A 5,604-nucleotide genomic window follows, 5' to 3' on the forward strand; every position below is an offset into this window, starting at 1 on the left:
GACTTTCGCCAATACGGTAGTGATAGCAGCGGTCAGCGTTGTTTTACCATGGTCAACGTGGCCGATAGTACCGACGTTAACGTGCGGTTTAGTACGTTCAAATTTTTCTTTAGACATCGATTGTCCCTCTAAGACACGGATAAATCGGTGATATCACCACATCAACCAAGCAATTACTTGCTGAGCTTAACAAAAGGAAATCAGGAGGAATATAAAAGGAGTGGTGCTGATAGGCAGATTCGAACTGCCGACCTCACCCTTACCAAGGGTGCGCTCTACCAACTGAGCTATATCAGCACATCTAATATGGAGCGGGCAGTGGGAATCGAACCCACATCATCAGCTTGGAAGGCTGAGGTAATAGCATTATACGATGCCCGCATCCTGGAACTCGGCTACCTGATTTCTTTGTAGAGTTAAAAACCCCGGCACATATTACATTCGCGCCAAGATTTTTCCGATCCGATTTAGACACATCAGACCGTCTTAATCCTGTTTCAGGATTGAATTGATGGTGGAAGTAGGAAGATTCGCCACGCAACTTCTCACCTTCATCAACATGAAATATGAAGCTCTATCACGTTGATTCAGCCATTGTTTATGGCTTGAATTGGTGGTGGGGGAAGGATTCGAACCTTCGAAGTCTGTGACGGCAGATTTACAGTCTGCTCCCTTTGGCCGCTCGGGAACCCCACCTGGTTGTGTACTTGATGGTGCCGGCTGCCGGAGTCGAACTGGCGACCTACTGATTACAAGTCAGTTGCTCTACCAACTGAGCTAAGCCGGCATCAAGTGCTGCGCATTCTAGGTAGACTGGCCGGTCTATGCAACAAAAAAATCGCTTAAAATGCACTACCGCTTAGATTTTGCACATTTTTGGACATTCTTTTCCATAAGCGTTAGCAATTCGTGCAAATATGCATCACACCATCGACCTCAGCAGCATTTTCCTCAAGGTTAAAACAACACTCCACCTCACTATTTCTTCTTCATATAGACCAGCAAGCCTCGGTCAGCCAAGACACTTTCGTATATCACTGACCTAAAAACCAAAGGATGATGACGGCAGTGGTATGTTTTTTGCTCATTACGGGTAATTGGCCCTCCCTCGCCGTTTGCTTTCGCAGGAGATACTTCATGAAAACCGTTTTACTCTCCACCTCTACCCTTCCTTTGTATCGACATGCATTGGCGGGATTACTCATTAATGCCGTCGAGCACGGCAGTTCCGTCGGATATCGAACCCCTTTGTCCTATGAAGATGCTGAAGGTTACTTCCACGAACTGAGGCATGCCATTGCGAACGGAGAACGTCTTCTTTGGATCACGCTTGATGAAAATGGAGTTGTAGGAACCGTGCAATTGGAGCTTTGCCAGAAATCGAATGGGCAAAATCGAGCTGAAATTCAGAAAATGCTTGTTCATCAACAGCATCACCGCAAAGGGATAGGACATCATCTTTTGCAAACACTCGAAGAGTCAGCGTTGAGCCTGCAACGCGGTCTGCTTTATCTTGATACGGAAGCCGGTTCGGCTGCAGAATTATTTTACCAGTCGCAAGGCTACTCTTATTTGGGCGAGATTCCTGATTACGCTTGCACACCTGAAGGGACTTATCATCCTACGGCCATTTATTACAAACGCCTTTTTATAATGAAATGAGGCGAGTCGTTAATCACTGACTAAAATAACGCTGAGGCCTTTATTAAGGCATCAGCGTGCATTGGATTTCTTCTTCTTTTCTTTACCCGCATGGTGGTAATCTGCCCGTCATCATTTCCCCCCAATAAAAGGTGGGTGGTCTTTTTATCCGACGGTTTTAAGACCGGTATGACACCTTTTAACGCTGTACTGGCATGTAGAAACGTATTTATGAGAGATAGAGAGCAATCCTTGGCCACACCATATCTGCAATTTGATCGTCAGCAGTGGGCGACGTTGCGGGATTCGGTCCCGTTAACGCTGACAGAGAATGAAATATTAAAACTCAAAGGTATCAATGAGGATCTATCCCTGGACGAAGTTGCAGAAATTTATCTGCCACTCTCGCGTTTATTGAACTTTTATATCAGCTCCAATTTGCGTCGCCAGGCAGTGCTGGAACAGTTTTTAGGCACCAAAGGACAAAAGATCCCCTACATTATTGGGGTGGCGGGCAGTGTGGCTGTTGGTAAAAGCACCACTGCGCGCGTCTTACAGGCTCTGCTCAGACGCTGGCCTGAACACCGTACGGTTGAACTGATTACCACTGACGGGTTCTTACATCCCAACAAAGTGTTAAAAGAAAGAAACCTGATGAAGAAGAAAGGATTTCCCCAGTCTTATGATATGCACAGTCTGGTGAAATTCGTTTCTGAGGTGAAGTCAGGGGCTCCCAGAGTCGTTGCGCCAACCTACTCCCATTTGACCTACGACATCGTCCCGGACCGTCATCAAGTCATTGAGCAGCCCGATATTCTTATATTGGAAGGCTTAAACGTTTTGCAGAGTGGTATGGACTATCCTCATGATCCACATCGGGTCTTCGTATCCGACTTCGTGGACTTCTCAATCTATGTAGATGCGCCGGAAGAGTTGCTGAAAAGCTGGTACATCAACCGATTCCTGAAGTTCAGACAGGGTGCGTTTGCCAATCCGGACTCCTACTTCCACAACTATGCGAAAATTACGGAAGAAGAAGCCATGGAGTTTGCATCTCAGGTATGGAGCGAAATCAACGGGTTAAATCTGAAGAAAAATATTCTTCCTACCCGAGAAAGGGCCAGTTTGATTATGACGAAAAGCGCCAATCATGCTGTCGAGCGCGTAACGCTGCGTAAATAATATGCTCAGGGGATACCCATCCCCTTATTCTTTTGATACGCCTCGCAACGAAATCTCCCCCCCGATATAGGGTATCAATACGCCGTTTTGCTCCAGCAGCAATGCTCCTTGGTTATCGATGCCTTTATCAACTCCGACAATCTCTCTATCACCCATCAGGAGTTTTACCGGCCGATTATAAAAATTATCCAGTGACTTCCAGCGGGGAATGAAAGGCGCCAAGCCGTGCTGTTCGAAAGAAACCAGTGCCGCGCGTAATTCAGTAATCAAGCGGGCCGCCAGTGTGTTGCGATCGACCGCTACCCCGGCTTCCTGAAGATTGATCCAGCCTTGATTGATCATTTCCGCTCCCGGCTCGCGCATGCTCAGATTGATACCGGCGCCAATGACGAGGTGAGCCGCATCGCCGGTTCTACCGTTTAGCTCAACCAGAATTCCAGCCAGCTTGCGGTCATTCAAGTAAAGATCGTTGGGCCACTTAACCCGAACGCCATCCGCTCCCAGACTGTGCAGCACTTCCGCCATGATGATGCCAATGACCAGGCTAACGCCAATCGCGGCCGCGGGTCCTTGCTCTAAACGCCAGTAGAGCGATAAGTAAAGGTTCGCGCCAAAGGGAGAGAACCATCGCCGCCCTCTCCGGCCACGTCCTGCCTGCTGATATTCGGAGATGCAAACGTCCCCCGATGAAACTATATCGAGGCGATCCAGCAAATATTGATTGGTAGAGTCAATGACGGGCAGCACATCGATATTTCCACCGTTGGTTAACGCCCGGATTTTTTCGGCATCCAGCAGCTCTATTGGTGCAGGTAACGCATAGCCTTTACCTGTTACGGTATAAACATCGAGGCCCCATTCACGGATGGTGTGAATGTGTTTGTTGATTGCTGAACGACTCATACCCAAGCGTTCACCCAGCACTTCACCCGAATAAAATTCGCCATCGGCTAAAATGGAGATCAACTTCAGTGGAACGGTATTATCTCTCATGCCAGCACCTCGACCGCGTTAACTTCACCCTGACCAGCGATAAATCGCACTTCAGGTTCCAACCCAATGCCAAATTTTTCAGCTACCTGATGACGAACGTAACGCGCCAAGGTCACGACATCTTTGCTGGTTGCATTCCCTGCATTGATAAGAACCAAGGCCTGATTGGCATGTACCGCAGCATCACCGATGCGATAGCCTTTAAGCTCACACTGGTCGATAAGCCATCCGGCGGCAAATTTAACGTCGCCGTTAACCTGAGGATAATGCGGCGCCAGAGGAAATTGCCGTAATAGCTCGTTTGCATGGACGGCCGGAAGCACCGGATTCTTGAAAAAGCTGCCTGCATTTCCATTCACGGCAGGATCGGGCAGCTTGCTCTTGCGCATAGCGCACACCGAATCGAAGACGACCCGTGGGGTCACAGTTTGAAGATCGAGTCGCGACAGATCGCCGTAGTTGAGCACAGGCCGCCAGAGTTTGGGTAAGGTGAGTCCGACTGCTGTAATCGCATAGCCGTCGCGGTATTGATGCTTAAAAATGCTTTCACGGTAGCCAAACTGGCAACTCTCGTGCGCCAACCGCATTTGTTCACCGGTATTGAGGTCCAAGACATCGACATAGGCACACACGTCTTGCAGCTCAACGCCATATGCCCCTATATTTTGAATCGGAGACGAACCGACACAGCCCGGGATCAAGGCCAGGTTCTCTAATCCGGGAATACCCTGATTAAGGGTGAATTCGACCAGGTCATGCCAGACTTCGCCTGCGCCCACGTGTAGATGCCAACACGCATCCGTATCGTCAATCTCAATCCCTTTCAGACGATTTAATACGACACACCCCTCGAAATCCTCAAGGAAAAGGACATTACTTCCACCGCCTAGAATGAGTACTGACTGGTCTGAAATGGTTGCGTTTTTCCAGGCATTAAGAAGCTCCTCGGTTGAATTCGCTGTCACCACTTCTTTCGCTGAAACAGGCAGGGAGAATGAGTTATAGGGCTGTAATGATGCGGCGGCACTCGTCATAGTCGTCTTCAAGCTCGATATATTTAATCGCTCTAGTTTACTCGATCCAAAAACATTATTGAGCAGTGTTTTCTAAAGGCGCTCGAGTCGTATAGCCGTATGGCTCGATGAACAAAAGCTGAGCGCCCATTTATCTACCACTAACGTTAATACCTGACATCGTTCATTGAACGGGGACTAACCTCCTATTCGCTAGCAAGAAAGCCGCTTAAGCTATCTCATCGATTGCTAATTGAATGAATACTCTCAGGGCAGAACTAAAGATGAAGTTTTGGATAGACCAACAGATCCTTCAGACCACCGCGTAACGCAGGTGCTGTTACCTCGGCAGTCGTTAAGGTTGTTGGGTACCTAGTTGCTTAGACACTCATGCAACAAATATGAAAACCGCGGGATCATCGTTGGTGACACTAGTGAAAAAGTATGCCCCAAGTGGGTCATCGTGATGAATAGCGAAAACTGCACGCTGATGTGGTGCCAGTGAGTTAATGGCAGATAGTGCATGTACCAACCAAAACAGCCGACGCACCGTGCCTCAGTTATCGAGTGACCGGCCACTGCCGATCTGTGGTGGCACCAGAGATCGGCGGGAAGAACTTGACCTTGTGTGTGAACGATGAAGTCAGGGCTCACAGAGGTCACGGGAGACGTAACGTACAGGAATGAAGACAGCGTAATTAGCGATCGGTGGTTTGCTCCCGTTATCTCATCACCCCGGCAAGCATCAACGGTAGATACCTTACAGGCCAGCATT

The 5,604-nt window shown here is 48.5% G+C and carries 5 protein-coding genes and 4 tRNA genes; 2 read left to right on the forward strand and 7 right to left on the reverse strand.

The features are described 5' to 3' along the window. From AU509_RS17505 to AU509_RS17525, 5 genes are all read right to left on the reverse strand, one after another. Positions 1–117: GTP-binding protein (locus tag AU509_RS17505; RefSeq protein ID WP_085653826.1), on the reverse strand; the 117-nt coding region annotated here is incomplete at its 3' end. Between the two features lie 104 nt (positions 118–221). Further along, a tRNA-Thr gene (locus AU509_RS17510) sits at positions 222–297 on the reverse strand. Between the two features lie 10 nt (positions 298–307). Next, a tRNA-Gly gene (locus tag AU509_RS17515) sits at positions 308–381 on the reverse strand. Between the two features lie 230 nt (positions 382–611). After that, positions 612–696, reverse strand: a tRNA-Tyr gene (locus tag AU509_RS17520). Positions 697–711: 15 nt separating this feature from the next. Beyond that, positions 712–787: transfer RNA gene (locus tag AU509_RS17525), tRNA-Thr, on the reverse strand. 350 nt (positions 788–1,137) lie between these two features. On the opposite strand from AU509_RS17525, the gene AU509_RS17530 reads away from it, so the two are divergent. Continuing rightward, the gene (locus AU509_RS17530) at positions 1,138–1,662 is read left to right on the forward strand and encodes a GNAT family N-acetyltransferase (protein ID WP_085653827.1); all 525 of its coding nucleotides are present in this window, start codon (positions 1,138–1,140) and stop codon (positions 1,660–1,662) included. Positions 1,663–1,872: 210 nt separating this feature from the next. Beyond that, a complete protein-coding gene (gene coaA / locus AU509_RS17535; protein WP_094118913.1) occupies positions 1,873–2,823 on the forward strand; it encodes a type I pantothenate kinase in 951 nt (316 codons plus the stop codon). Positions 2,824–2,847: 24 nt separating this feature from the next. On the opposite strand, the gene birA is transcribed toward coaA, so the two are convergent. Both birA and murB read right to left on the reverse strand, forming a co-directional pair. Continuing rightward, complete coding sequence (gene birA, locus AU509_RS17540) at positions 2,848–3,816, reverse strand: bifunctional biotin--[acetyl-CoA-carboxylase] ligase/biotin operon repressor BirA (RefSeq protein ID WP_094118914.1); 969 nt, start codon at positions 3,814–3,816, stop codon at positions 2,848–2,850. Then, complete coding sequence (murB, locus tag AU509_RS17545; protein WP_254901621.1) at positions 3,813–4,862, reverse strand: UDP-N-acetylmuramate dehydrogenase; 1,050 nt, start codon at positions 4,860–4,862, stop codon at positions 3,813–3,815. Before murB ends, birA begins: the two co-directional genes overlap by 4 nt. Between the last annotated feature and the right edge of the window lie 742 nt (positions 4,863–5,604).

This window comes from Lonsdalea britannica, from assembly GCF_002111595.1.
Taxonomy (GTDB): Bacteria; Pseudomonadota; Gammaproteobacteria; order Enterobacterales; family Enterobacteriaceae; genus Lonsdalea; species Lonsdalea britannica.